Raw genomic sequence first — 22,153 nt, 5'->3', positions numbered from 1 at the left:
TCACCGGGTGGAACACAACACTCGCCATTCGATGTGAACCCGGAAGGAACCCGCACATGAGCACGGACGGGACCCGCCCCGCCACCAGCCAGCCATGGCTGCACCAGCACGGCCGCCAGATCCAGGAGTTCGGGACGGTACGGCAGTTCCCGCTGGCGCTCTCCCGCGACGCCCGCTTGTACTCCTGCCAGCGCCTCAACCGGATCCTCGCGGACACCCAGATCCTCTACGCGCTCTACAAGAAGCACCACTGGCTCGTCCGGGGGCACACCTTCTACCAGCTCCATCTGCTGCTGGACAAGCACGCGGGCGAGCAGCTCGCCCTGGTCGACACCATCGCCGAGCGGGTGCAGACCCTCGGCGGCGTGGCCGTCGGCGACCCGCGCCACGTCGCGGAGATCACCGCGGTCCCGCGCCCGCCGGACGGGGTCGAGGAGGTCCCCGCGATGCTGTCCCGGTTGCTGGAGGCCCACGAGATCATCCTGACCGAGGCGCACGACGCCGCGGCGCGCACCGCCGACCTGGGCGACGACGGCACCAACGACCTGATCGTGTCCGATGTCATCCGCACGGGGGAGCTGCAGGCCTGGTTCCTGGCCGAGCACCTCGTCGACACGCCGCTCGTCGTCGCCGACGGCTGAGCGGGCCCGGCCGCCCGTCCGGGACCGGCCCGGCGGCGAGGTCCCGGCCGGACCCCGCCGCCGGTTGAGATTTGTTCCGCTTCGCCGCGGTTCGCGGGCTTAGGCTGAGCGCCGTGACCTCTCCGAAGACGGTGATCGACGGCCGTTTCGAACTGCGCGACCGCCTCGGCAGCGGCGGCATGGGCACCGTCTGGCGGGCGTTCGACCTCGCCCTGGAACGCGAGGTCGCGCTCAAGGAGGTGCGGCTCGCCGAGGCGGGCACCGCCGAGCTCGATCCGGACGTCGCGCGGATGCTGCGCGAGCGGGTGATGCGCGAGGCCCGCGCCCTCGCCCGGCTCGACCACCCGAACGTGGTGACCATCCACCACATCGTGGACTCGCCCGACATGCCGCACCCGTGGCTGGTCATGGAGCTCGTCCGCGGGGAGTCGCTGCACGACCGGCTGGCGCGCGGGCCGCTGAACCCGGCGGAGGCCGCCGCCGTCGGGCGCGGGCTCCTGGCCGCGCTGCGCGCCGCGCACGAGGCCGGGATCTGCCACCGGGACGTCAAGCCGGCGAACGTGCTGCTGCGCGCGGACGGGTCGCCGGTCCTCACCGACTTCGGCATCGCGGTGCTCCAGGAGGCGTCCCGCGTGACCGCCACCGGCGGGCTGGTCGGCTCCCCGGAGTACATCGCGCCGGAGCGGCTGAACGGGCACGAGGGCGACCCGGCCTCCGATCTCTGGTCCCTCGGCCTGCTGCTCTACGTGGCCGTCGAGGGGACGAATCCGCTGCGGCGGTCCACGACGGCCGCGACGCTGGCCGCCATCATGACCGCCCAGGTCCCGCCGCCGCGCAACGCCGGGGCGCTGGCGCCCGTCCTGCAAGCGCTCCTGGTGCCGGAACCGGCCGCCCGACCGGCGGCCGACCAGCTCGACGCCATGCTGGCCCAGGCCGCCGGCCAGAGCCCTACCCACCTGTCCTTCACGCCGGGGCAGGGCCCCGGCCCCGCTTCCAGCCACGGTCCTGCTCCCGGCTCCAGCCCCGGCTCCGCGCCCGGCCCCGGCCCCCGCACCGCTCCGGGCGCCGGGCCCCGCACCCACCCCGTTCCGCCGGCCCCGCCCCGGCGGCGGAGCCGGGCGGGCCTGATCGCGCTGATCGCCGCCGTCCCGGCGGTCATCCTGGTCGCGGCGATCATCGGGACCGTCTTCGTCGTCCTCCCCGGACTCCTGGACGAGGCGGACAACGCGGGAGCACTCGGCGGCGAGCGCCCCGAGACGGCACCGACCGACAGCCTCGCCGAGACCGGGGCCGGGGCCACCGCGAAGGAGCCCTCGACCCTGCTCACCCCGGCCGCCATCCGCGACGTGATCAAGAAGTTCGCGGACGCGTCCGGCAGCAAGGAGTTCGCCGAGCTCACCGTCTACCCTCAGCGGGCCAGCGCCGACGCGCCCGTGGCCGGTCGGCGCGGGGCCTTCGACAACTACACCTACGAGAAGGGCGCGGACGCGGCCGTGCGCAGCCGGCCCAGCATCGCCATCACGACGGGCGACGCCAAGGTGAACCCCGCGACCTTCGCCTGGGACGCGCTGCCCGCGCTGATGCGCCGCGCCGAGCGCACGCTCAAGGTGCCCGAGCCGACCAACCGGTACGTCATCGTGAAGGCCGCCTGGACGTTCAACGGCGACCAGCCGACCATGATGATCTACCTCACCGACGACTACGGCGGCGGCTACCTCGCCGTGAACCGGAAGGGCAAGGTCATCAAGACCGTCCCGTCCAGCTCGTAGGCACCGGTCAGGTCACCAGGCCGCGGCGGTAGGCGTAGACGACCGCCTGGACGCGGTCGCGCAGGTCGAGCTTGGTGAGGATGCGCGAGACGTAGGTCTTGACGGTCTCCTGGCTGATCACCAGCGTCCCGGCGATCTCGCTGTTGGACAGGCCGTCGGCGATGAGCCGCAGGACCTCCAGCTCGCGCGGGGTCAGCGCGGTCTCGGGCGTGCTGTCCTCGGTGGGGCGGATGCGGGCCGCGAACCGGCCCACGAGCTGCCGCGTCACCTCGGGCGCCAGCAGCGCGGCGCCCGAGGCGACGGTGCGGATGCCGTGCAGCAGCTGCCCGGGCGGGGCGTCCTTCAGCAGGAACCCGCTGGCGCCCGCGCGCAGCGCCTCGTACACGTACTCGTCGAGGTTGAACGTCGTCACGACGAGCACCTTCACGGGGTTGGGGACCCCGGCCCCGGCCAGCAGCCGCGTCGCCTCGATGCCGTCGAGGACGGGCATCCGGACATCCATGACCACCAGGTCGGGCTTCAGCTTTCCGACGAGGTCGACGGCGGTGCGGCCGTCGCCGCACTCGCCCACCACCTCCAGGTCGGGCTGCGCGTCGATGATCGTCGCGAAGCCGGTGCGGATCAGCGCCTGGTCGTCGCAGACCAGGACCCGGACCGGGTCGGTCACGAGGCGCTCTCCACGGGGATGCGCGCCCGCACGGTGAAGCCGCCGTCCGGCCGCCCGCCCGCGCCGAACTCGCCGCCCAGGGACGTGACCCGCTCGCGGAGCCCGGACAGCCCGCGCCCGCTGCCGCCGGGGGACCCGGACCGCGACCCGGACCCGTCGTTCCCGACCTCCACGATGATCTCCTTCTCGGCATACCGGACGCACACCTCGGTGCGGCTGCCGTGAGCGTACTTGAGCGCGTTCGTGAGGGCCTCCTGAACCACCCGGTAAGCGGTGAATTCGGCATTTCCGGTTGAGGTGGCCGGTGTGCCCTGCTCGGTGAAGTCCACCGGCTGCCCCGCGCGCCGCGTCTGCTCGATCAGGTCCCGGAGGTCGTCGATGGACGGCATCCTCGGCTCGGCGCTGTGGTCGGGGTTCAGCACGTCCAGCAGGTGCCGCAGGTCGCTGATCGCGCGCCGGCCGGTCTCGCCGACCGCGCCGAGCGTGTCGTCCAGCCGGTCGGGCGCGGCGGTCAGGTAGCGCGCCGCCTCCGCCTGGACGACCATCGCCGTCACGTGGTGGGTGACGACGTCGTGGAGTTCGCGGGCGATGCGGCTGCGCTCGGCGGCGCGGGTGGCCTCGGCGACGCGGAGGCGCCGCTCGGCCTCGGCGGCGCGGGTGGACCGCAGCCACGCGCCCACGCCCCACACGACGCCCAGCGCCAGGTAGAACGTCACGTACTCGTCCGGGCGCTCGGTGCCGCCGTTCCGGTCGAGCGCGACCGCCAGCCCCGCGTACACCACGGTGAGGACGGCGAGGGCGGTGCGGCGGAACCGGTCCAGGTGGGCGCCCATGCTCAGCACCGAGATGGCCAGCCCGGTCCCGGCGAAGGAGTGGTAGCCGCGGAGCTGGTCGATCGCGAAGCCGACCAGCACGAGCGCGAGGCACACGTCCGGCCACCGGCGGCGCACCACGAGGGGGAGGCTCTGCAGGACGACCGCGACGACCGCCAGAGCGTCGTAGGGGCGGTTCGGGAGGCCGCCGACCTGGGTTCCGAAGCCGTGCAGGGCCGGGATCAGCGACCCGACCGCGAGGACCAGCGCGAGGGGCAGATCCCGGACCATGACGTCCCATCTGCGCCATCGGTCCGGGATCGTCCGGAGATCGATCACTGGGCGAGGCTAGCGGTCGCGGCACCGCGGGCGCGGCGCCTCCGCGGAACCAGGTTGCCGCGCCGGTGGGCCAGCCACAGGAAGGCGGCCGTCACCACGAGGCCGAACGCGACCGAGTAGAGGCTCGCCTCCGGGCCGAACTCGCCGCCGGTGACCAGCTCCGGGCCGGAGGTGGCGCCCTTCAGCAGCCCGTCCGGGGTGTCGCTGCCGGAGACGGCGGTGCCGAAGACGCCCGCGCCGGCGAAGTTCCAGGCGAAGTGCAGGCCGATCGGCACCCACAGGTTCCGGGTCGCGGCGTAGGCGGCGGCGAGCATGCCGCCCGCCTCGATCGCGATGGCGAGGGCGCCCCACAGGGTGGCGTTCTCGTTGCCGAGGTGCATCAGGCCGAAGACCAGGGCGGTCAGCGCCAGCGACCACCAGGTGCCGATCCACTTCTCGATGATGCGGAACAGGACGCCGCGGAAGAGCAGCTCCTCCGTGACGGCGGCGGCGGCCATGAACCCGACCAGCGCGACCGGGCCCGTCGCCGAGCCGAAGCCGTCGACCTCGTAGTCACCGAGGAAGGCGATGTTGGCGATGACGGCGCCGAACATCGCGAGGCCGATCAGCGCGCCCCGGCCGAGGGCGGGGAGCGCGCCCGCGCGGGCCAGCTCGTCCACCGGGCGGCGCTCCGTCCGGCCGACCACGAAGGCGTACACGAGCAGCGCCAGCACGGCGGACGCGAGCCCGAGGCCCAGCGTGGGGAGCGTGTCCCACTTGACCGCCTGGGTGGCGGCGCCGCCGGCGGCGGCGACCACCCCGACCGCCAGGAGCTGGATCAGCAGCTTCATGTCGACTCCTTCGCGAGATCCGTGCGGCTCGGGCGCCGCGACCAGGAAGAACGCTATGGATCACGCGAATCGGAATCTTCACCGTGCGGTGGACACTCTCCGGTAGCTCGCTCGGGGGACAAGCGGTCCGTCCCGGCCCGGGGTCGCCGGGCCGGGACGGCCGGTGGACGCTCCCGCCGCCCCGCCTACCTGCGGTGCTCCTGGATGCGGAGCAGGTTCCCGGCGGGGTCGCGGATCGCGCAGTCGCGGATCCCGTACGGCTGGTCGGCCGGCTCCTGGACGACCTCGATGTCGTGGGACTGCACCTTCTCGAAGGTCTCGTCGAGGTTCGGGGTGGCCAGCAGGATCCAGCCGTAGGTGCCCTTCGCCATCATCTCCGCGATGGTGCGGCGCTCGTCCTCGGTGATGCCGGGGTCGGTGGCGGGCGGCGCCAGCAGGATGGAGGTGTCGGGCTGGCCGGCGGGGCCGACCGTGATCCAGCGCATCTTGCCCTGGCCGACGTCGTTGCGGACCTCGAAGCCGAGGACGTCCCGGTAGAAGGCCAGGGACTCGTCCGGGTCGTCGTGCGGCAGGAAGCTCGTGTGAATGGTGATGTCCATGGACCCCACGCTAGGCACGGCCTCCTGACCTGCGCTTCTCGATTCCTGACCGTTACGGTCCGGACTCGGCCTCGGCGATGATGATCGCCGCGTCCTCCGGCAGGAGGTAGCGGGCGTCCACGGACTGCTGCGCCGCCGCACGCACCTTCGCCACGTAGTCAGCGCGGGTCGGGTAGAGGCTGCTCAGCACCGGCTCGTAGGTGCGGGGGAACGACGGGTCGGACGGGTCGCCGGAGTCGTGGCGGTCCCATGGGTCGGCGTCGCCGTTCCACGGGTCGCTGGCGCCGTACAGGCCGCAGAAGATGCCGCTGTCGCTGGTGTCGCGCTCGCCGCTGAGGGTCCGGGTCGGGACCGCGACGTCCGGCAGCCGGATGCCCCCGGTGGCCAGGCCGGTGCGCGGGTCGCGCAGCACCGTGCTCAGCTCCGGCCCGCTCGGCGGTGCCGCCCCACCGCGCGCCCAGCTCGACAGCAGGCGCAGGGCGGCGTTCATCGAGTAGTGGCCGGGCCCGTCGTTGAACGGCGCCGACCCGGGAGCGCAGTCGGCGCTCGGCGCGGCGGAGCCGACCGACTTCAGCAGGGTGGCGGCGCCCATGTCGTACGCCCACTGGTCGCCGTGCGCGGTCCCGGCCAGCTCCCAGTGGACGACGCGTCCGGTGTCGGGCTGCCGGGCCGCGAACGCGCCCGGGATGTCGGTCTCGGTGAGCACGACGAACGTCGGGACGGTCAGGTCCGTCCTGATCCGGGACGGGTTCGGCATCCACAGGATGTCGGCCAGCTCGCCGCTGATCGGCGCCCCGACGGCGCCGTTGCTGTGGATCAGGAAGCCGTCGTAGACCCGCGCGACGGGCTGGACGGCGTTGGCGTAGGTGGTCATGAGGCCCGCGGACTGGGACTCGCCGTCCGCCAGCAGCGTCGTGATCTCCAGCCCGCCGAGCGGGTCCGGTCCGTTCGGGTCGCGCAGCGCCCGCCCGGCCTGGGTGAAGATGTCGTACGCGAAGGCGTCCCCGGGGTGGACGAGGGTGCCGTAGCGCGCCGGGTCCCAGCCCTTGAGGCCCTTGACCTCGCCGAGCCCGCCGTTGACGCCGACCGACTGCGCCGAGACGCCGACCCAGGCGTAGCCCTTGCGGAGCAGTTCGTCGCGCGCGAACCAGTAGTCGGGGGAGAGTTCGATCTGGCCGCTGACGTTGAGCCACTCGACCACGACGGTGCCGTTGAACTTCGCCGGATCCGTGGGGCGGCGCACCAGGAGCCGGCTCTTGAACGCGGCGGTGCCGGACTCGCGCACGTCCCAGCGGCCGTCCGAGCGCCACAGGCCCGCCTTGGCGTAGGACGTGGCCGTGCCGGAGAAGAAGTACTCGCTTTCGGTGTAGCCGAACGAGCCGAGGTCCTCAGCCGCGGCGAGGAACGGGAAGCCGTGCGTGCCGGCGGGCGGCACGCTGGTCGTCGGGGCGGCGTCCGCGCGGGCGGGGACGGCGGCCGGGGCGCTGAGCAGTGCCGCGGACAGCACCGCCCCGAGCGTCGCGGCGGCCGCCCGCCGCCGGGGGAGCCGGAGGGGTAGGCGCATGGTTGCCTCCGTGGAAGCGGTTGGGGAAGCACAGTGTCCGCCGCGCCCGGCACGCGGGCATCGCGCGAATCACCGGCCTTCTCACCCGCCGCGGGGGCGACGCAGAACGAAGGGCCTGACGCGGCCCAGGCCCTGGAGAGGCCGAGGACGCAGGCCGGACGTGTGGAACGTGTCGGACGGAAGAGCCTCCGCCAGGTCAGGGCCCGCCAGGACCGTCCCCGGATAGGCGGTGGAGGTCAGGCGAGCCGCCATGTTGACCGGCGTGCCGAACACGTCGCCCAAGCGCTGGATGACCTCGCCGTAGGCCAGACCCACGCGCACCTGCGGGAAGTCGGGGGCCTCGTTGAAATGCTCCGCGATGCTGAGGCCGATCTCGGCCGTCGCCGACGGGGACGGCGCGACGAACAGGACCTCGTCCCCCAGGGTCTTCACGACGCGCCCGCCGCCCTCGGCGACGATCTCCGCCGTGGTCGACTCGAAGCGCTCGACGAAGGCGGCCAGCCCGTCGCCGTCAAGGCGCCGGCTCAGCCGGGTGAACGACACGACGTCGGCGAACCCGACGCCGAGGTGGGCGAGGCCCGCGGCCGGGTCGGACTGGGCGGCGGCCGTGGTGGCGGCGGCGCGCATCCCGGCGGCGGTGAGCTGGCGGCGCCAGCCCTGCAGCAGCAGCCGCTCGAACGCCGGGCGCAGCTCCTCGGTGGCGGCGAGCGCGGCCGTGACCAGCTCGGCCGTGACGGGCTCGTCGGACGGCAGCGCGGCGAGCCGCTGCAACCACACGTCGCCGAGCCAGCTCGCGAGCCGGCCCATCGTCTGTCCGACGGCGCGCGCGAGCTGGAGCACCATCTCCTCGTCCACCATCTCGTGGGAGAGGAGGTCCTTGATCTCGCGGAGCGCGGCCACGTCGCCGTCGGTGAACGCGACCTCGTCGTCCGGCGGCGCCGGGAAGCCGAGCGCCTGCCAGATCCGGCGCGCGTAGTCGTCCGTGACGCCCGAAAGGGCCTCGACCTCCTTGCGCGTGTAGCGCAGGGGGCCGCCGAGGAGGGTCTCCTCGATGTCGTCCGCCATGCCGGGCAGCCTATGTGCCATCGCACGATGTAACAATGGTGCGCGGGTAAGATCGCGGAGGCACATCGAACGAGCCGGCGGACGGGGCATGGCCGAGTACCGAATCGACGAGCTGGCGCGGCTGGCCGGAAGCACCGTGCGCAACATCCGCGCCTACCAGGACCGGGGGCTGCTGCCGCCGCCGCGCCTGGAGGGCCGCGTCGGGCTCTACGACGACTCGCACCTCGCGCGGCTCCGGCTGATCGGCAACCTGCTCGGCCGCGGCTACACCTTCGCGATCATCAAGGACCTGCTGTCGGCCTGGGAGACCGGCAAGGACGTCGGCGAGGTCCTCGGGCTGGAGAAGGTCCTCACCGACCCGTGGTCGGACGAGATCCCCGGCACCACCACCTACGAGGAACTGGTCGAGATCTTCGGCTCCGGCCTCACCGAGGAGGAGGTCGCGCGCGTCCAGCGGCGCACGATCGAGCTCGGGCTGATCGAGCCGGAGGGCGACAAGTTCCGGGTGCCGAGCCCGCGGCTGCTGCACGTGGGCGCCGAGCTGGTCGCCGCGGGCATCCCCCTCGACTCGGTGCTCGACATCGCCGCGCAGATCCGCGCCGACTGCGACGTCATCGCCGGGCGGTTCGTCAACCTCGTCCAGGAGAACGTCTTCGACCGGCTGGAGCGGCAGCCGTCCCCGGACGGCGCCGAGGTCGCCGAGATCGCCGCCGTGGTCCGCCGGATGCGGCCGCTGGTGAAGATGGTCGTCGACCCATTCATCGCGCGGGCGATGGAGGCCCGCGTCCAGGAGGCCCTCGGCGAGCGGCTCGAAACGCTCCGCGAGGCGCTGGAGCAGCAGCCCGCCGACGGCTGAGCCGGCGCCGGGCCGTCACGGCGCCGGGTCGTCACGGCGCTGGGCCGTCACAGCAGGGTGGCGCCCCAGACGACCTTCACCTGGTGGGTCGCGCCCTCGGAGTCGGTGAACGTCAGCGTGCCCTGACCGGGCAGGCCGATGAGCGCCGTGCGGAGCGTGAGGGTCAGGTCCATCGTGCCGCCCTTGGAGATGCCGCCCTGCGTCTCCGACAGGATCAGCTGGTTCGACGACGTCATCGCCGTCCACGACACCGGCCCGCTCTCGGCGGCGAGGCTGACGTGGGCGGTCTTGGTGCCGTACATCTCGACCTTGGCGGGGTTCACCACGAGGACGCCGGTCTTCTCCGGCGGCCGCGTCGGCTGCGTCGGCGACGGCGAGGACGGGTCGGTCGGCTGCACCGTCGTCTTCTGGTCCGGCCGCAGGCCGGGGGACGGCTGGGCGGGCCGGGCCTGCGGCCCCCCGCCGGGTACGGGCGACCGGTTCCCGCCGCCGCCGGACCCGCGCTCCTGCGGCGACTCGTGCGTGATCGAAGGCTGCGGCCCGGTGCGGAACGGCGGCCACGACAGCGTGCCGCTGCCGATGCCGGGCCCCATCACGAACGCCGCGACCAGCGCGGCGACGAGCGCGCCCGCCATGCCGCCGCCGGTGAACAGCCAGCGGCGGGTGAACGGCGACGGCACGTCCGGCTGGCTCGGCAGCCCGGACGGGGTCAGCGGCCCGCCGCGCGCGGCGATGTCGGCCCGGTAGCCGGCCAGTTCCGGGTCGGTGGCGGTGTGCATGACGCGGTGCCGCAGCGCCGCCGGCAGCACCGGCGCGGGCGCCCGGCGCAGCAGCGCGTCGGGGGACACCCGGCCGCGGCGCAGGCAGGCGAGGCAGTCGGCGGCGTGCCGCTCGGTCTCGGGGTCGGCGGGGGAGTCGTCGCCCCCGCCGCGCAGCATCCGCAGCACCCGCCCGGCCGGGCCCTGCCGGACGGCGGGCGCGGGCGGCCCCGCCTCCCCGGCCTCCCGGACCGGGGCGCCGGCGGCCAGGACGGCGACCCCGGCGTCCGCGGCGTCCGCCTCCGCGGGGGCCTCCTCCGCCGCCGCGCAGGCGCGGTCGGCGGCCAGCACGACGTCCCGGAGCGCGGTCTCCAGCTCGGCGCGGGCGTTGCGCACCCGGACCGCCGCCCGCCGCGGCGACAGCCCGAGCGCCGCGCCGAGCCGCGCGGGCCGCAGCCCGTGCCGGAACGCCAGCAGCGCCACCTCCTGGTCGACCGGCTCCAGCCGGGCCATGGCGTCGCGGAGCAGGCGGTGCATCTCCTCGGACGGCGGCCACTCCAGGCCGAGGTCGTCGGTCTCAGCGAGGAACGGCGCGTCGGCGAACTCGGCCTCCCGGTCCCAGAACAGCGCCTTGGGACGCCCCCGCCGGACGCAGCGGCGCCGCGCCGCCCCGTACAGCCACGCCCCGAGGTGCAGATGGTCGCGCATCCGGGGAGCGCGGCGGCAGGCGTCGATGAAGGTGTCGTGGACGATGTCGGCCGCGGCTTTCGCGTCCCCCGACATCGACAGCGCGTAATCGTAAAGGCGCTCGGCGTACTCGTCATAGAGCGCGGCGAACGCCGCCTCGTCGCCTTCGTTCAGCCCCTTGACCAGCTTGTGGTCGGCCGAGCGTGCGGAGGTGGACAACCTGGGCATTCACGCTCCCGGCAGCGGCATGAGGGGCCCGCCCCCACGAGGGTCATCCGGACAATCAGCCCACCTTGCATACACCCGCGGACCCCATTCGCACCACATCATCTCCCGAAATCACCATTAAGGTAACACCCGGGTGCGCTTTCCCCCCTCTCCGTGACCACGTGGCGCATGACTCGCCGTCAGAATCCAGTCAGCGACGCGCGGGGGCTCAGTCGGCGCGCTCGACCTCCAGCTCGCCGTCGGCGTACCGGCGCCGCAGCACCTTCTTGTCGAACTTGCCCACCGACGTCTTGGGCACCTCCGGAATGAACGACCACCGCTCGGGCAGCTGCCACTTCGGGATCCGGCCGGACAGGAACTCCCGGAGCTCCGCCGGGGTGACGCCGGCGCCCTCGCGCAGCACCACCGAGGCGAGCGGCCGCTCCTGCCACCGCTCGTCGGGGACGCCGACCACGGCCGCCTCGACGATGTCCGGATGCGCCATCAGATGGTTCTCCAGCTCCACCGAGGAGATCCACTCGCCGCCGGACTTGATGACGTCCTTCGCCCGGTCGGTGAGGACGAGGTAGCCGTCCTTCGACAGCGTCCCCACGTCCCCGGTGCGCAGCCAGCCGTCGTGGAACTTCGCGGGGTCCTCGTCGAGGTGGTAGGCCCCGGTGATCCACGGGCCGCGGATCTCGACCTCGCCGACCGCCTCGCCGTCGTTCGGCAGCACCCGGTCGCCGTCCCCGACGATCCGCATCTCCAGCCCCGCGAGCACGCGGCCCTGGCTGATCCGGGCCCGCCACGCGTCCTCCCCCGCCGCCTTCGCCGGCGGGTGCGCGACCGACGCGACCGGCGAGGTCTCCGTCATCCCCCACGCCTGCACGATCCGGACGCCGATCTCGTCGAAGCCGCGCATCAGCGCCTCCGGCACCGCCGACCCGCCGCACGGCACGAGCCGCAGCGAGCTGAGATCCGCCCCGTGCTCCCGCGTGTACCGCAGGACGTCCGACCAGATCGTCGGCACCGCCCCGGCGACCGTCGGACGCTCCGCCTCGATCAGCCGCACCAGCGGCTCCGCCTGCAGGAACCGGTCCGGCATGGCCAGCGACGCGCCCGCCATCACCGCCGCGTACGGCATCCCCCAGGCGTTCGCGTGGAACATCGGGACCACCGGCAGCACGATGTCGGAGGCGTCCAGCCCGATCGCGTTGCCCGTGCACGTCGACATCGAATGCAGGTACGCCGACCGGTGCGAGTAGACGACGCCCTTCGGGTTCCCGGTCGTGCCGCTCGTGTAGCACATCGCCGCCGCGGACCGCTCGTCGATCTCCGGCCAGTCGAACTCCGGCGGCGCCGCGCCGAGCAGTTCCTCGTACCCGTGCAGCTCCTTGCCCGCGCCCTCCAGCGGCGCCCGGTCGCCGTCCCCCACCACGACCACGTGCCGGACGGTCTTCAGCTGCGGCAGCACCGGTGCCAGCAGCGGGATCAGCGACCCGTCGACGATGACGACCCGGTCCTCGGCGTGGTTGGCGATGTAGACGAGCTGGTCCGGGAAGAGCCGCAGATTGAGGGTGTGCAGGACCGCGCCCATCGACGGGACCGCCAGGTACGCCTCCAGATGCTCCGCGTTGTTCCACATGAACGTGGCGACGCGCTGATCACCGTCCACCCCGAGCCCGCGCAGCGCCCCCGCCAGCCGGGCGGCGCGCTCCCCGACCTCCGCATAGCTCCGGCGCCGCGCACCGTCCCCCGTCCAGGTGGAGACCTCGGCATCACCGAAGACCCCGGCGCCGTAGCGCATGATCGTCGTAATCGTCAGCGGGAAATCCTGCATGGTGCTCCACATGAGCGACCTCCAGCTCGCCAGGGGGAGATTCAGTGTCCCCCAAGGAGCTGCGCTGATCCAGATGTCACCCCTGCGGGCTAATACAGCTCTCTCAAGCGGGTCATGGCCCGCGAGACGGTGGATTTCACCGTGCCGACGCTGACGCCCAGGACTTCGGCCACCTCCCTTTCCGACATGTCCTCGTAATAGCGGAGCATGACGGCGAGGCGCTGGCGTTCGGGGAGGCGTTTCAGGGCGCGGCCGAGGGCATCGCGCATCTCGCTGCGGTCGGCGTGGTCGTCGACGGGGCGGTCCGGGAGCCGGTCGGTGGGGTAGACCTCCAGCTTGCGGCGGCGCCACCAGGAGATCTGCGTGTTGACCATGGCCCGCCGGACGTAGCCGTCCACGGCGGCGCGGTCCTCGATACGGTCCCAGGCGAGGTAGGTCTTGGCGAGGGCGGCCTGGACGAGGTCCTCGGCCTCGGCGCGGTCGGAGGTGAGGCGGGTCGCGGCGCGCAGCAGGACGGGTCGGCGTTCCGCCACGTACGCGCGGAACTCCTCGTGCCGCGTCGCGCTCACTTCACCACCGGACCAAGGGGTTCGCGGAGCCGCCGCCAGGCGGCTCCCGGGTATGGTCGACCCTCGCATGAAGATCGTAATTCTGGGCCTTCAAAAATTACATATCCGGGTCAACCAGTTCATAATCTTCATCCCAGGTAGATCAGACATCCCCCGGCGGTCGACTTATCGCGACAAATCCGTCGACAGGCCGAGTCATGGCGCGTGACCCTTGACGCGCCGTCGTCCCCTCGGTCGCCCAGAGTGATCAACCTGCCGGAGTTCCGCGATGCCGCCGTCCCCGCGCCCCGCCGCGAGCCCCGACCCGGGCGCCCGCCGGCGCCGCCGCGAGGCCGTCTTCGGGACGGCCGCGCTCGCGCCGGGGGACGCCGAACCACCGCTGCGCGCGCTGACCGGGACCGTCCTGGACGCCAGCCCCCATCTGCTGGTGCTGGACGCGGGCGGCACGGAGGTCCGGCTCGCGATGAGCGACGCCACGCGGATCTGGCGCGGCGGGCGCGGGGGCCTCGCCGCGCTCCGTCCGGGCCGTCCCGTGGTCGTCCGGCAGCGTGGGGCGGCCCACGCCGGCGCGCCCGGCACCGGGGTGGCCGCCGCCGACCGGGTGTGGGTCGAGATCGGGCGCGTCGCCGGCACCATCCTGGCGTGCGGGAGGGACACCGTGGAGGTGGACATGGGGGCGCACCGCGGGCGCGCCCATGTGGTGATCCCCCCGCACGCCCTGCAGCGCATCCTGGTCCGGCACCCGCGACTGGAGCCCGGATACCTGTTCGACGCGATCTGCGTCGGGTCCCCCGGCGAGCCGCACGCGATACGGCCCGGTACGTCCCAACCCGGATACCGGGTGGACGACCTCGCGGCGCCGGACGCGACGGCGCCCGTGCCCGCGGAGCTGCGCGGCACGGCGACGTGGTTCGGGGACGCCGGCGGCGGGGCGCCGGACGGGGCGGCCTATCCGGCGGTCGATCCCGAGGGGGCCGCCGGCGGGTGCGCGGACGCCCCGTCCGGCTGCGTCCCGTTCCCGTACCTGTCGCTGGGCGGGGAGCTGACCGTCCGCAACGAGTGCGGCGGGCGGGCCGCGACCGTGCCGGTCGTCGAGTGCGGCTGCGCGGCGGCCCGCTTCTGCGACCGGTGCGTGGAGTGCGGCGCGTCCCCGCGCGGGCGGATCGTCGAGCTGACGCCGGTCGCGTTCGCCGCGCTCGGCGGCGACCTGGAGGCGGGCTGCTTCAACGCCTCCGTCCGCCCGCACCTGCCGCCCACCGGGGAGGGGCCATGGTGACCGCGTTCCAGAACACCCAGGTGCTGCTGCTGGCGGCGGTGCTGCTGGCCGCCGGCGCGGCGAAGCTGATCGTCCGGGAGCGGACGGCGGGCGCGCCGCCCGACCACGTGCACGGCGTCCCCGTCCCGGCCGGGCTCGCGCGGCTCACCGCGCTGCGCGGCACCCGCCGCATGGCGGTCGGCCTCGGCTTCGGCGAGGGGGTCCTCGGTCTCGCGCTGCTGGTGACCTCGCACCTGTCGGTGCGCCTCGCGACGACGGTCGCGTTCGCGGCGGCGACCTGGGTGGTCGGCGAGCTGCGGGTGCGCAGGCCCGACGCCGGCTGCGGCTGCTTCGGCGGCCTCAGCGCCAAGCGGGTCGGGTGGCGCAGCGTGCTGCGGGCCGTCCTGTTCACCGGCGCGGCGGTGGCCTCCCTCGGCGCGCCGCACGCGGGGGTGACCGTGCTGCGCGACGTGCAGTCGCAGGTGGGGCTCGTCTTCCTGGTCGAACTGGCGCTGTTCGCGGCGCTCTCACCCGAGCTGGCGGAACTCGCGGAGCGGCGCCGCCGCCCCACCGGCCTGCCGGACGAGCGGCGGCGCAGCCCGATGGCGGAGACGGAAGCGGCGCTCTACGCGAGCGCGGTATGGGCCGAGCACGAGAACGCGATCGCCAGCGCCGTCCCGCTGGACGTGTGGCGCGAGGGCGGCTGGCGGTTCCTCGCGTTCGCGGGACGGGTCGACGGCCGCGACGTGGAGATCGTCTTCGCCGTGTCGACGGCCGAGCGGGACCGCACCGTCCGCGCGGGGATCAGCGTCCCCGACCTCGCGCCCGTCTAGCCGTTCACCAGGTGGCGTCGTCGCTTCCGGACTCCTCCTCGAAGCTCCCGAAGTCGTCCTCACGGCGGGACGCCCCGATCCCATCGCCGTGCGTGGCCTCGTCCTGCCACCGGTAGCGCCCCGGGTCGTGCTGCGCCGACGGCTCGTCCGGGGTCGCGGAATCGTCGTCCTGGTCGTACTGGCGGTCCGGATCCTGGTGGCGGAACCGGTCGTGATGCGTCATGTTTCCCCCCGACATAGACGGCATGCCCGCAGGCTTGCCATTCGTCGCTTTCCTACCCATCCGCCCACGTCCGGCCCCTCGGGACGCGGTCTTCTTCAGCGGCCTCTTCAAGCGGCCTTCTTCGGCGGGCCGACCTCACGGGGCGGGCACGCGTCCCGAGATCAGAGAGGCGGCATGGTGGTCGAGGATGCCGCTCGGGGGCATCTCCCAAGGAATCTGGGATACCTCCCGGCTCCGCCTCCGCACATGCTTGAGACAGGTCGTACGGAAAGGACCCGACACATGGGTAAGACCGTGCTCTACATGTCGATGTCGGTGGACGGATTCATCGCCGGGCCGAACGCCGGGCCGGGCAACGGGCTCGGTGACGGCGGGCACCGGCTGCACGACTGGTGCCTGCCGGACGCCGACGCCGAGCGGAGGAAAGACCTCGACCATCTGTCGGGGGTCAATCGCGAGGCCATGGAGGAGGCCATGGCCACCGGGGCGGTCGTCGTCGGGCGGCGGACGTTCGAGCTCGCCGGCGGGTGGGGCGGCGACCACCACGACGGCATACCGATCTACGTCCTGAGCCGCCGACGGCCCGACCCGGACCTGGAATGGCCGGGCGTCACCTACGTGAGCGACGTGGCGGACGCGATGAGCATGGCCAAGGACGCGGCGGGCGGAAAGGACGTCCTCGTCCACGGAGCCCGCACCGCCCAGTTGGCGCTCGGCGCCGGCGTCCTGGACGAGCTCCAGATCCACCTGGTCCCGGTCCTGCTCGGCCAGGGAGAACCGCTCTTCGCGGACATGCCGCCCGACCACATCGAGCTCGAACTGCTCCGCGCCGCGGACGGGCCGGGCGTGACGCACCTGCGCTACCGCGTGCGGACGGAGGGCTGAGGCGATGGCGGTCATCCGGCTGTACATGACCACCTCCCTGGACGGTTACGTCACCGGGCCGCAGGACGGCCCGGACACGCCCATGGGCATCGGCGGCTTCCGGCTCTTCAACTGGCTCGACCGGCGCAACGGCCCGGGCCCCAGCGGGCAGGTGTACGAGGAGCTGCTGGCGACCCGCGCCGTCATCTCCGGCCGCCGCACCTACGAGCTCGCCGGCCGCTGGCAGGGCGACCACCACGGCGGCGTCCCCGTCTTCGTCCTGACCCACGACGTCCCGGACGACCCGCCGCCGGGGAGCGTCCGCTATGTCACCGACGTCCGCGAGTGCGCGGCCCAGGCCCGCGCGGCGGCGGGGGACGGCGACGTGATGGTGCACGGCGCCGGGGCGGCGCAGGCGCTGCTGCGGGCGGGGCAGCTCGACGAGCTGGAGCTGCACGTCGTGCCGGTCCTGCTCGGGCAGGGGCGGCGGCTGTTCGACGGGCTGCCGGCCGAACAGGTCGAACTCGACCTCGTCCGCCGGCTGACCACGCCGCAGGGCGAGGACCCCGCCCACCACGTCACCCACCTGCGCTACCGCGTCCGCCACCCCTGACCCGCGTCCGGCGGGACCTGTTTCTGCGGCCGTCTAGTGCTTTCTACAAGAAAAGCTAGAGAGCCTTAGTTTCCACCAGAGGCATGGCGAGCGAAATCTACGGCTCTCTATGACCGGGGCTAGAGAGCCGGATATTCGGCGGACGACAGCCACGCATGCGGTTTTCTACGGCTCTCTAGCCTTTTCGCTAGAGAGCCGTATCGAGATGTCGCGTCAGGCGGGTTGGGAGCGGAGGAACTTGCCGAAGTGCGGGACCGTGAAGGCGACCATGCCGCGCTCGGCGCTGTAGATGAGGCCCTTCTTGATGAGCCCGTCGCGGGCGGGCGACAGGCTGGACGGTTTGCGGCCCAGCTCGTCGGCGACCGAGGCCGTGGGCACCGGGTCGTCGCCGAGCATGGCCATCGCGCGCATGTAGTCGCGCTCGGCGGGGGTGGCGCGCTCGTAGCGGCTGCCGAAGAAGCCGACCGCGAGCTCGCTCTCCGCCTCGGGGGCGGCGACCTTGATGTCGTCCGCCGTGATCGGGGTGTCGGGGGCGACGTCCCAGACGACCTTGGCGTACGCCTGGACGAAGTAGGGGTAGCCGTCGGCCGCGCCGTACAGCGCGTCGAGGGCGTCCTCGGTGAAGGTGACGTCCTCGCGCTCGGCGGGGGCCGTGAGGGCGTGGTCGGCGGACTCCCGGTCGAGCCGGTCGATCCGCGCGTACCGGAACAGCCGCTCGGAGTAGGACTTGCTGGCGGACAGGACGGCCGGCAGGTGCGGCAGCCCCGCGCCCACCACGATCAGCGGCCCGCCGACCTGCGACAGCTCGTGGCACGCGGCGCACAGCGCGGAGACGTCGTCGGCGGGGATGTCCTGCATCTCGTCGACGAACAGCGCGATGCCGACGCCGACGTCGGTCGCGACGGACGCGGCGTCCACGAACAGCTCGGTGAGGTCGATCTCCAGGTCGCCGGAGTCGGCCCGGCCGCGCGCGGCGGGCACGTCGATGCCGGGCTGCCAGCGGTGCGCCCGCGCCTTGGCCTTGCCGGACGGCTCCGGCCCCGACTGCGCGAACGCCTTCAGCACGCCGAGGAACTCCTCGATGCGGTCGGGGGCGCGGTGCCGGGGCGCCAGCTCGCGGACGGCCCGGTGCAGCGCCGAGGCGACCGGGCGCCGGATCGACTGGTCGGGCCGGGCCTCGATCTTGCCCGTCCCCCACAGCCGCTGGATGGCCATCGAGCGGAACGCGTTGAGCAGCACGGTCTTGCCCACACCGCGGAGGCCGGTGACGATCATGCTGCGTTCGGGGCGGCCGCGGGCGACGCGTTCGAGCACCACCTCGAACTGCTTGAGTTCGCGGTCGCGGCCGGCCAGTTCGGGAGGGCGCTGCCCGGCGCCCGGGGCATAGGGGTTGCGCACGGGGTCCACGCTGTCGGACTCTATGAGGCGGTATAGCTGCGGCCGTAGATTTGCGTAGAAATCGCTGCGGCGTGTCGCCTGCCGCCGCCCGCAGCGCGCCGGGGCCTCATGCCCTCGCGTGGCCGTCGCCACCATGTCGCCTCCCGGGGCGAGCGCGTTCCCGAACAAGTCGAACTGCTGTTCGACTTGTTCGAACACAGTATCGCATGCGTCCGGTCGCGTCACGCGAACCGCGATATCGGCCCGCACTCACCGCGCGGCCTCCCCCGGGTGGGCCCGGGGGCGGGCCTGTCCGGAGCGGGGTACCGGACAGGACCGCCCGCGGGAGTCAGGCGAGGGACTCGTCGGCGTCGGAGCGGTGCGGCACCTTCTCCGCGGGGACGGTGCCCATGCGTCCGGCCTGGAAGTCCTCGAAGGCCTGGACGATCTCGTCGCGGGTGTTCATCACGAACGGCCCGTACCGGGCGACCGGCTCGCGGATCGGCAGCCCGCCGAGGACCAGGATCTCCCACCCGTTCGCGCTGGCCAGCGGCTGGCTGTCGGCCGCACGGACGACCAGACCGTCCCCGGTCCCCTTGTGGTGGGAGCCGGCGAAAACCGCGAGCCGGCCCTCGTCCAGCCCAACCTCTTCCACCCCGACGGTACCGCGCCCGGAGAGGACGTACACCAGCGCGTTGAAGTCGCGCGGCCACGGCAGCGCGAGCCGGGCGCCGGGTGCGACCGTCGCGTGCAGGTAGTTGATCGGCGTGTACGTGACGCCGGGGCCGTCGTGACCGGCGAGCGATCCGGCGATGACGCGCACGAGCGACGAGCCGTCGTCGGCGGCCAGCAGCTTCACGTCCCGGGCCTCGATGTCCTGGTAGCGCGGCGGGACCCACTTCTGCGCGCGCGGCAGGTTCACCCAGAGCTGGACGCCGTGGAACAGCCCGCCCTTGTCGACCAGTTCGGGCGGCGGCTGCTCGATGTGCTGGATCCCGGACGCGGCGGTCATCCACTGCGTGGCGCCGTCGGAGATGAGGCCGCCCCCGCCGGTGGTGTCCCGGTGCTGGAACGCGCCGTCGATGATGTAGGTGACCGTCTCGAACCCGCGGTGCGGGTGCCACGGCGTCCCCTTCGCCTCCCCCGGGCCGTACTCGACGGCGCCCATGTGGTCGAGGAGCAGGAACGGGTCGGCCAGGGCCAGGTCGACGCCCGGGAAGGGGCGCCTGACCTGGAATCCCTCCCCTTCGAGGTGGCGCTGGGCGGTCACGACCTTGGCGACGCGCCGCCAGTCGGTGTCCCCCTGCGGCAGCAGCGGGAGGCGGGGCAGGGTCAGCGGGTCGGCCATCACGGCAGGCATGGGTTCTCCCCTCGTTCGGGTGCCCGTCCCGGCCGGGCGGTGCACTGCTCCCCGCAACGTAGTTGATTCTTCAACTATTTCCGCGTACGGATCGCGGTCGCGGGACTGCTACCGTGAAGATAGCGCGCACTAGTTGAATCTTCAACATATGTTCTATACTTCCGGGTATGAGCGAACCTCGCTGGCTCGACGCCGCCCAGCAGCGCGATTGGCGGGCCTACGTGGACGGCAGCGTCCGGCTCACCGAGATCATGGACCGCGACCTCAAGGCCAAGCACGGGCTGTCGGTGTCGGAGTACGAGATCCTCGTCCGGCTGTCGGAGGCCCCCGAGCGCCGGCTGCGGATGGCCGAGCTCGCCGAGAACGCCAGCCAGTCCCGCTCCCGGCTGTCGCACACCTGCTCCCGGCTGGAGAACAAGGGCCTGGTCAAGCGGGACAGCTGCCCCAACGACAAGCGCGGCGTCTACGCGCACCTCACCGACGAGGGGTTCGCCACGCTCGAACGCGCGGCCCGCGACCACGTCGAGACGGTCCGGTCGTTCTTCATCGACGTCATCGACCCCGCCGACCTGGAGGCCGTCGGGCGCGCGTTCAGCCTCGTCCTGAAGCGCGTCGGCCCGGCCTGACCACCCCGCACGGGCGGCTCAGAGCGGGAACGTCACCCCGGTCAGGAAGCCGACGGACACCAGCGTCAGGAAGACCCAGGCGAGCATCATGCCGATGCCGAACGTCCGCCACCGCCCCCCGACCCGCCACACGAGCAGCCCGCCGAGCCCGTACGCGAGCAGCAGCAGCGTGACGAACTGCGGCAGCAGGCTCGGGCGCCGGCTCATCATCAGCGGCGCCCACATCATCACGAGGTCGACGAACAGGAACACGCCGAAGCCCGCCGCCAGCGCCTTCACGTCCCGGCCGAGGAACACGCGCGCGCGCTCGACCAGGACCTGCGCCCTGTCGGCCGGCAGCCGAGGCTGCACGGCCCCCTGCTCCACCTCCACGTTGTGCGCCACGGCGAAGATCTCGTCTTCGAGGCTGGGGAGGTCGCTCTCCTGAGCTTCCGTCATGCCGGCTCCCTGCGACCGGACGTCACCGGGCGGCCTGCCCGGCGGTTGGGTGAGCGTCCACGGCCCGTCACGTCCCGGCCCCTATCCGGCGGACGGGCGTTCAAACGCACCGTAGCGGACGTGTGGTACCGCACGTACCGCTCCTGACCTGCGTATGCTGCAAAGATGCCAGGTAGAGGGCCGATTACCAGCGCGACCGCGCTCGCCGCACTGCTCGGGGTGGCGCTCGCCGCGACCGGATGTGGTCGCGGCGACGACTCCGGTGAGTCGCCGCCCGCGACCCCGCCCACCGCGTCCGAGACCGCGGCGCCGTCGCAGTCGCCGTCGCCGACCCCGACCAAGCAGGAGTTCCAGGCCGCGGTCAAGAAGGTGACCGCCGGCGACCTGCGGTCGTCCTGGCGCCGGGGCTGCCCGGTGGCGCCGTCCGGGCTGCGGATGATCGAGATGACCTTCTGGGGCATGGACGACAAGCCGCACACCGGCGGCCGCCTCGTCGTCAACGCCAAGGCGGCGGACGACCTCGTCTCCGTCTTCAAGAAGCTGTACGCCATGCGCTACCCGATCGAGCGCATGGAGCCCGTCGACAAGTACGGCGGCAGCGACTTCGACTCGATCGAGGCCAACAACACCTCGGCGTTCAACTGCCGCGCCGCGACCGGCTCCAGCTCGTTCTCGCAGCACGCCTACGGCCTCGCCGTCGACATCAACCCCTGCCAGAACCCCTACGTCTACGCGGACGGGCGCACGGCCCACAAGGACTGCGCCAAGTACAAGAACCGCAAGCTGGACGCACCCGGCATGATCCACGCCGGGGACAAGGTGGTGAAGGCGTTCGCGTCGATCGGCTGGGGCTGGGGCGGCGAGTGGAGCGGCGCCCGCGACTACCAGCACTTCAGCAGCTCGGGCCGGTGAGACCGGCCGGGACGCCGGCTAGAGCATCATCATGATCGCGGCGATCAGCACCACGACGACCGCGACCGCGGCGAGGATGCCGACGATCATCCCGACGTTCGGGCCGGACTTCTGCGGCTGCGCCTGGCTGGCGAAGTTCTGGAACTGGTGCGTCGTGCCCGCCGGATCATTCGGTGTCTGCGACATGCCGAAGAGGGTAACGGATGCCTTCTGCCCGATCGGTCCCTTTGTAACGTTCGGCGAGTCCCGCCGCGAATGTCCGGCGCCGGCGGGGGCCCGCGCCGCTGCGAGCGGAAAGCGGAGAGTGTGGGATTCGAACCCACGAGGACTGTCCCCAGCCCTGGGCGCTTTCAAGGCGCCTGCACTAGTCCACTATGCGAACTCTCCCGGCGGCCGGTCGTCCGGCCACCGACCACGATAGCGGTCACGGCCGCGTGCCATCGACCGCA

Annotated in this window: 23 protein-coding genes and 1 tRNA gene; 9 read left to right on the top strand and 15 right to left on the bottom strand. The window is 73.0% G+C overall.

Going from position 1 to position 22,153, the window contains the following annotated elements:
- The first annotated feature begins 56 nt into the window (after positions 1-56).
- Positions 57-641 (top strand): Dps family protein, encoded by a 585-nt coding sequence (locus CHF16_RS29695; protein WP_089329450.1) that lies wholly within the window; start codon positions 57-59, stop codon positions 639-641.
- A gap of 113 nt (positions 642-754) precedes the next feature.
- Complete coding sequence (locus CHF16_RS29690; protein WP_245869492.1) at positions 755-2,410, top strand: serine/threonine-protein kinase; 1,656 nt, start codon at positions 755-757, stop codon at positions 2,408-2,410.
- Between the two features lie 7 nt (positions 2,411-2,417).
- Here CHF16_RS29690 and CHF16_RS29685 read toward each other — a convergent pair whose 3' ends face one another.
- From CHF16_RS29685 to CHF16_RS29660, 6 genes are all read right to left on the bottom strand, one after another.
- Positions 2,418-3,077: a response regulator gene (locus CHF16_RS29685; RefSeq protein WP_089329448.1), complete on the bottom strand. Its 660-nt coding sequence runs from the start codon at positions 3,075-3,077 to the stop codon at positions 2,418-2,420.
- Positions 3,074-4,228 (bottom strand): sensor histidine kinase, encoded by a 1,155-nt coding sequence (locus CHF16_RS29680; RefSeq protein WP_089329447.1) that lies wholly within the window; start codon positions 4,226-4,228, stop codon positions 3,074-3,076. Before CHF16_RS29680 ends, CHF16_RS29685 begins: the two co-directional genes overlap by 4 nt.
- Complete coding sequence (locus tag CHF16_RS29675; RefSeq protein WP_089329446.1) at positions 4,225-5,058, bottom strand: CPBP family intramembrane glutamic endopeptidase; 834 nt, start codon at positions 5,056-5,058, stop codon at positions 4,225-4,227. The genes CHF16_RS29680 and CHF16_RS29675 overlap by 4 nt, the downstream gene beginning before the upstream one ends.
- Before the next feature lie 185 nt (positions 5,059-5,243).
- Entirely contained in the window at positions 5,244-5,657 is a 414-nt protein-coding gene (locus tag CHF16_RS29670; RefSeq protein WP_089329445.1) for a VOC family protein, read from the bottom strand.
- Positions 5,658-5,709: 52 nt separating this feature from the next.
- A complete protein-coding gene (locus CHF16_RS29665) occupies positions 5,710-7,221 on the bottom strand; it encodes an alpha/beta hydrolase domain-containing protein (protein ID WP_089329444.1) in 1,512 nt (503 codons plus the stop codon).
- Between the two features lie 81 nt (positions 7,222-7,302).
- Positions 7,303-8,286, bottom strand: coding sequence for an adenylate/guanylate cyclase domain-containing protein (locus CHF16_RS29660; protein WP_089329443.1), 984 nt, complete (start codon positions 8,284-8,286; stop codon positions 7,303-7,305).
- 88 nt (positions 8,287-8,374) lie between these two features.
- Between CHF16_RS29660 and CHF16_RS29655 the strand changes: the two genes are divergently transcribed.
- Positions 8,375-9,142, top strand: a complete 768-nt coding sequence (locus CHF16_RS29655) for a MerR family transcriptional regulator (protein WP_089329442.1) — start codon at positions 8,375-8,377, stop codon at positions 9,140-9,142.
- A 47-nt stretch (positions 9,143-9,189) separates the two neighbouring features.
- Here CHF16_RS29655 and CHF16_RS29650 read toward each other — a convergent pair whose 3' ends face one another.
- The 3 genes from CHF16_RS29650 to CHF16_RS29640 all read right to left on the bottom strand — a co-directional run bounded on the left by CHF16_RS29650 (position 9,190) and on the right by CHF16_RS29640 (position 13,203).
- Complete coding sequence (locus CHF16_RS29650; RefSeq protein ID WP_089329441.1) at positions 9,190-10,815, bottom strand: RNA polymerase sigma factor; 1,626 nt, start codon at positions 10,813-10,815, stop codon at positions 9,190-9,192.
- Positions 10,816-11,023: 208 nt separating this feature from the next.
- Entirely contained in the window at positions 11,024-12,634 is a 1,611-nt protein-coding gene (locus CHF16_RS29645; protein WP_245869484.1) for a long-chain fatty acid--CoA ligase, read from the bottom strand.
- A gap of 89 nt (positions 12,635-12,723) precedes the next feature.
- Positions 12,724-13,203, bottom strand: coding sequence for a SigE family RNA polymerase sigma factor (locus tag CHF16_RS29640; RefSeq protein ID WP_245869482.1), 480 nt, complete (start codon positions 13,201-13,203; stop codon positions 12,724-12,726).
- 268 nt (positions 13,204-13,471) lie between these two features.
- Between CHF16_RS29640 and CHF16_RS29635 the strand changes: the two genes are divergently transcribed.
- Both CHF16_RS29635 and CHF16_RS29630 read left to right on the top strand, forming a co-directional pair.
- Positions 13,472-14,479 carry a hypothetical protein gene (locus tag CHF16_RS29635; RefSeq protein WP_089329438.1) on the top strand — a complete coding sequence of 336 codons (1,008 nt, stop codon included), beginning with the start codon at positions 13,472-13,474 and terminating at the stop codon, positions 14,477-14,479.
- Entirely contained in the window at positions 14,473-15,291 is an 819-nt protein-coding gene (locus CHF16_RS29630; protein WP_089329437.1) for a MauE/DoxX family redox-associated membrane protein, read from the top strand. The genes CHF16_RS29635 and CHF16_RS29630 overlap by 7 nt, the downstream gene beginning before the upstream one ends.
- 4 nt (positions 15,292-15,295) lie before the next feature.
- Here the strand turns inward: CHF16_RS29630 and CHF16_RS29625 are convergent, their stop codons facing one another.
- Complete coding sequence (locus CHF16_RS29625) at positions 15,296-15,514, bottom strand: hypothetical protein (protein WP_143228167.1); 219 nt, start codon at positions 15,512-15,514, stop codon at positions 15,296-15,298.
- 282 nt (positions 15,515-15,796) lie between these two features.
- Here CHF16_RS29625 and CHF16_RS29620 point away from each other — a divergent pair, with 282 nt between their 5' ends.
- Both CHF16_RS29620 and CHF16_RS29615 read left to right on the top strand, forming a co-directional pair.
- Positions 15,797-16,399: a dihydrofolate reductase family protein gene (locus tag CHF16_RS29620; protein WP_089329435.1), complete on the top strand. Its 603-nt coding sequence runs from the start codon at positions 15,797-15,799 to the stop codon at positions 16,397-16,399.
- Between the two features lie 4 nt (positions 16,400-16,403).
- The gene (locus CHF16_RS29615) at positions 16,404-16,991 is read left to right on the top strand and encodes a dihydrofolate reductase family protein (protein ID WP_089329434.1); all 588 of its coding nucleotides are present in this window, start codon (positions 16,404-16,406) and stop codon (positions 16,989-16,991) included.
- 213 nt (positions 16,992-17,204) lie between these two features.
- Here the strand turns inward: CHF16_RS29615 and CHF16_RS29610 are convergent, their stop codons facing one another.
- Together CHF16_RS29610 and CHF16_RS29605 are read right to left on the bottom strand one after the other, a co-directional pair.
- Entirely contained in the window at positions 17,205-18,389 is a 1,185-nt protein-coding gene (locus tag CHF16_RS29610) for an ATP-binding protein (RefSeq protein WP_425427525.1), read from the bottom strand.
- A gap of 328 nt (positions 18,390-18,717) precedes the next feature.
- Positions 18,718-19,728 (bottom strand): pirin family protein, encoded by a 1,011-nt coding sequence (locus CHF16_RS29605; RefSeq protein ID WP_089329432.1) that lies wholly within the window; start codon positions 19,726-19,728, stop codon positions 18,718-18,720.
- 167 nt (positions 19,729-19,895) lie between these two features.
- On the opposite strand from CHF16_RS29605, the gene CHF16_RS29600 reads away from it, so the two are divergent.
- Positions 19,896-20,354, top strand: coding sequence for a MarR family winged helix-turn-helix transcriptional regulator (locus CHF16_RS29600; protein WP_089329431.1), 459 nt, complete (start codon positions 19,896-19,898; stop codon positions 20,352-20,354).
- Positions 20,355-20,372: 18 nt separating this feature from the next.
- On the opposite strand, the gene CHF16_RS29595 is transcribed toward CHF16_RS29600, so the two are convergent.
- Complete coding sequence (locus tag CHF16_RS29595; protein WP_089329430.1) at positions 20,373-20,792, bottom strand: hypothetical protein; 420 nt, start codon at positions 20,790-20,792, stop codon at positions 20,373-20,375.
- A 165-nt stretch (positions 20,793-20,957) separates the two neighbouring features.
- On the opposite strand from CHF16_RS29595, the gene CHF16_RS29590 reads away from it, so the two are divergent.
- Positions 20,958-21,704 carry a M15 family metallopeptidase gene (locus CHF16_RS29590; RefSeq protein WP_089329429.1) on the top strand — a complete coding sequence of 249 codons (747 nt, stop codon included), beginning with the start codon at positions 20,958-20,960 and terminating at the stop codon, positions 21,702-21,704.
- A gap of 18 nt (positions 21,705-21,722) precedes the next feature.
- Here CHF16_RS29590 and CHF16_RS40515 read toward each other — a convergent pair whose 3' ends face one another.
- Both CHF16_RS40515 and CHF16_RS29585 read right to left on the bottom strand, forming a co-directional pair.
- Positions 21,723-21,890: a hypothetical protein gene (locus CHF16_RS40515; RefSeq protein WP_179271759.1), complete on the bottom strand. Its 168-nt coding sequence runs from the start codon at positions 21,888-21,890 to the stop codon at positions 21,723-21,725.
- Positions 21,891-22,002: 112 nt separating this feature from the next.
- A tRNA-Ser gene (locus tag CHF16_RS29585) sits at positions 22,003-22,091 on the bottom strand.
- Positions 22,092-22,153 lie beyond the last annotated feature (62 nt).

The organism is Actinomadura meyerae (genome assembly GCF_900188445.1).
Lineage (GTDB): Bacteria > Actinomycetota > Actinomycetes > Streptosporangiales > Streptosporangiaceae > Spirillospora > Spirillospora meyerae.
This window is presented reverse-complemented; position numbering and strand designations above follow the sequence as displayed.

What these genes read in the sequence shown, in the direction of transcription:
- CHF16_RS29695 (WP_089329450.1), top strand. Translation starts at nt 57, where the DNA reads ATGAGCACGGACGGGACCCGCCCCGCCACCAGCCAGCCATGGCTGCAC.
- CHF16_RS29620 (WP_089329435.1), top strand. Translation starts at nt 15,797, where the DNA reads ATGGGTAAGACCGTGCTCTACATGTCGATGTCGGTGGACGGATTCATC.
- CHF16_RS29660 (WP_089329443.1), bottom strand. Translation starts at nt 8,286, where the DNA reads ATGGCGGACGACATCGAGGAGACCCTCCTCGGCGGCCCCCTGCGCTAC.
- CHF16_RS29590 (WP_089329429.1), top strand. Translation starts at nt 20,958, where the DNA reads ATGCCAGGTAGAGGGCCGATTACCAGCGCGACCGCGCTCGCCGCACTG.
- CHF16_RS40515 (WP_179271759.1), bottom strand. Translation starts at nt 21,890, where the DNA reads ATGTCGCAGACACCGAATGATCCGGCGGGCACGACGCACCAGTTCCAG.
- CHF16_RS29595 (WP_089329430.1), bottom strand. Translation starts at nt 20,792, where the DNA reads ATGACGGAAGCTCAGGAGAGCGACCTCCCCAGCCTCGAAGACGAGATC.
- CHF16_RS29615 (WP_089329434.1), top strand. Translation starts at nt 16,404, where the DNA reads ATGGCGGTCATCCGGCTGTACATGACCACCTCCCTGGACGGTTACGTC.
- CHF16_RS29650 (WP_089329441.1), bottom strand. Translation starts at nt 10,815, where the DNA reads ATGCCCAGGTTGTCCACCTCCGCACGCTCGGCCGACCACAAGCTGGTC.
- CHF16_RS29665 (WP_089329444.1), bottom strand. Translation starts at nt 7,221, where the DNA reads ATGCGCCTACCCCTCCGGCTCCCCCGGCGGCGGGCGGCCGCCGCGACG.
- CHF16_RS29655 (WP_089329442.1), top strand. Translation starts at nt 8,375, where the DNA reads ATGGCCGAGTACCGAATCGACGAGCTGGCGCGGCTGGCCGGAAGCACC.
- CHF16_RS29600 (WP_089329431.1), top strand. Translation starts at nt 19,896, where the DNA reads ATGAGCGAACCTCGCTGGCTCGACGCCGCCCAGCAGCGCGATTGGCGG.
- CHF16_RS29605 (WP_089329432.1), bottom strand. Translation starts at nt 19,728, where the DNA reads ATGCCTGCCGTGATGGCCGACCCGCTGACCCTGCCCCGCCTCCCGCTG.
- CHF16_RS29635 (WP_089329438.1), top strand. Translation starts at nt 13,472, where the DNA reads ATGCCGCCGTCCCCGCGCCCCGCCGCGAGCCCCGACCCGGGCGCCCGC.
- CHF16_RS29625 (WP_143228167.1), bottom strand. Translation starts at nt 15,514, where the DNA reads ATGACGCATCACGACCGGTTCCGCCACCAGGATCCGGACCGCCAGTAC.
- CHF16_RS29645 (WP_245869484.1), bottom strand. Translation starts at nt 12,634, where the DNA reads ATGCAGGATTTCCCGCTGACGATTACGACGATCATGCGCTACGGCGCC.
- CHF16_RS29675 (WP_089329446.1), bottom strand. Translation starts at nt 5,058, where the DNA reads ATGAAGCTGCTGATCCAGCTCCTGGCGGTCGGGGTGGTCGCCGCCGCC.
- CHF16_RS29670 (WP_089329445.1), bottom strand. Translation starts at nt 5,657, where the DNA reads ATGGACATCACCATTCACACGAGCTTCCTGCCGCACGACGACCCGGAC.
- CHF16_RS29630 (WP_089329437.1), top strand. Translation starts at nt 14,473, where the DNA reads ATGGTGACCGCGTTCCAGAACACCCAGGTGCTGCTGCTGGCGGCGGTG.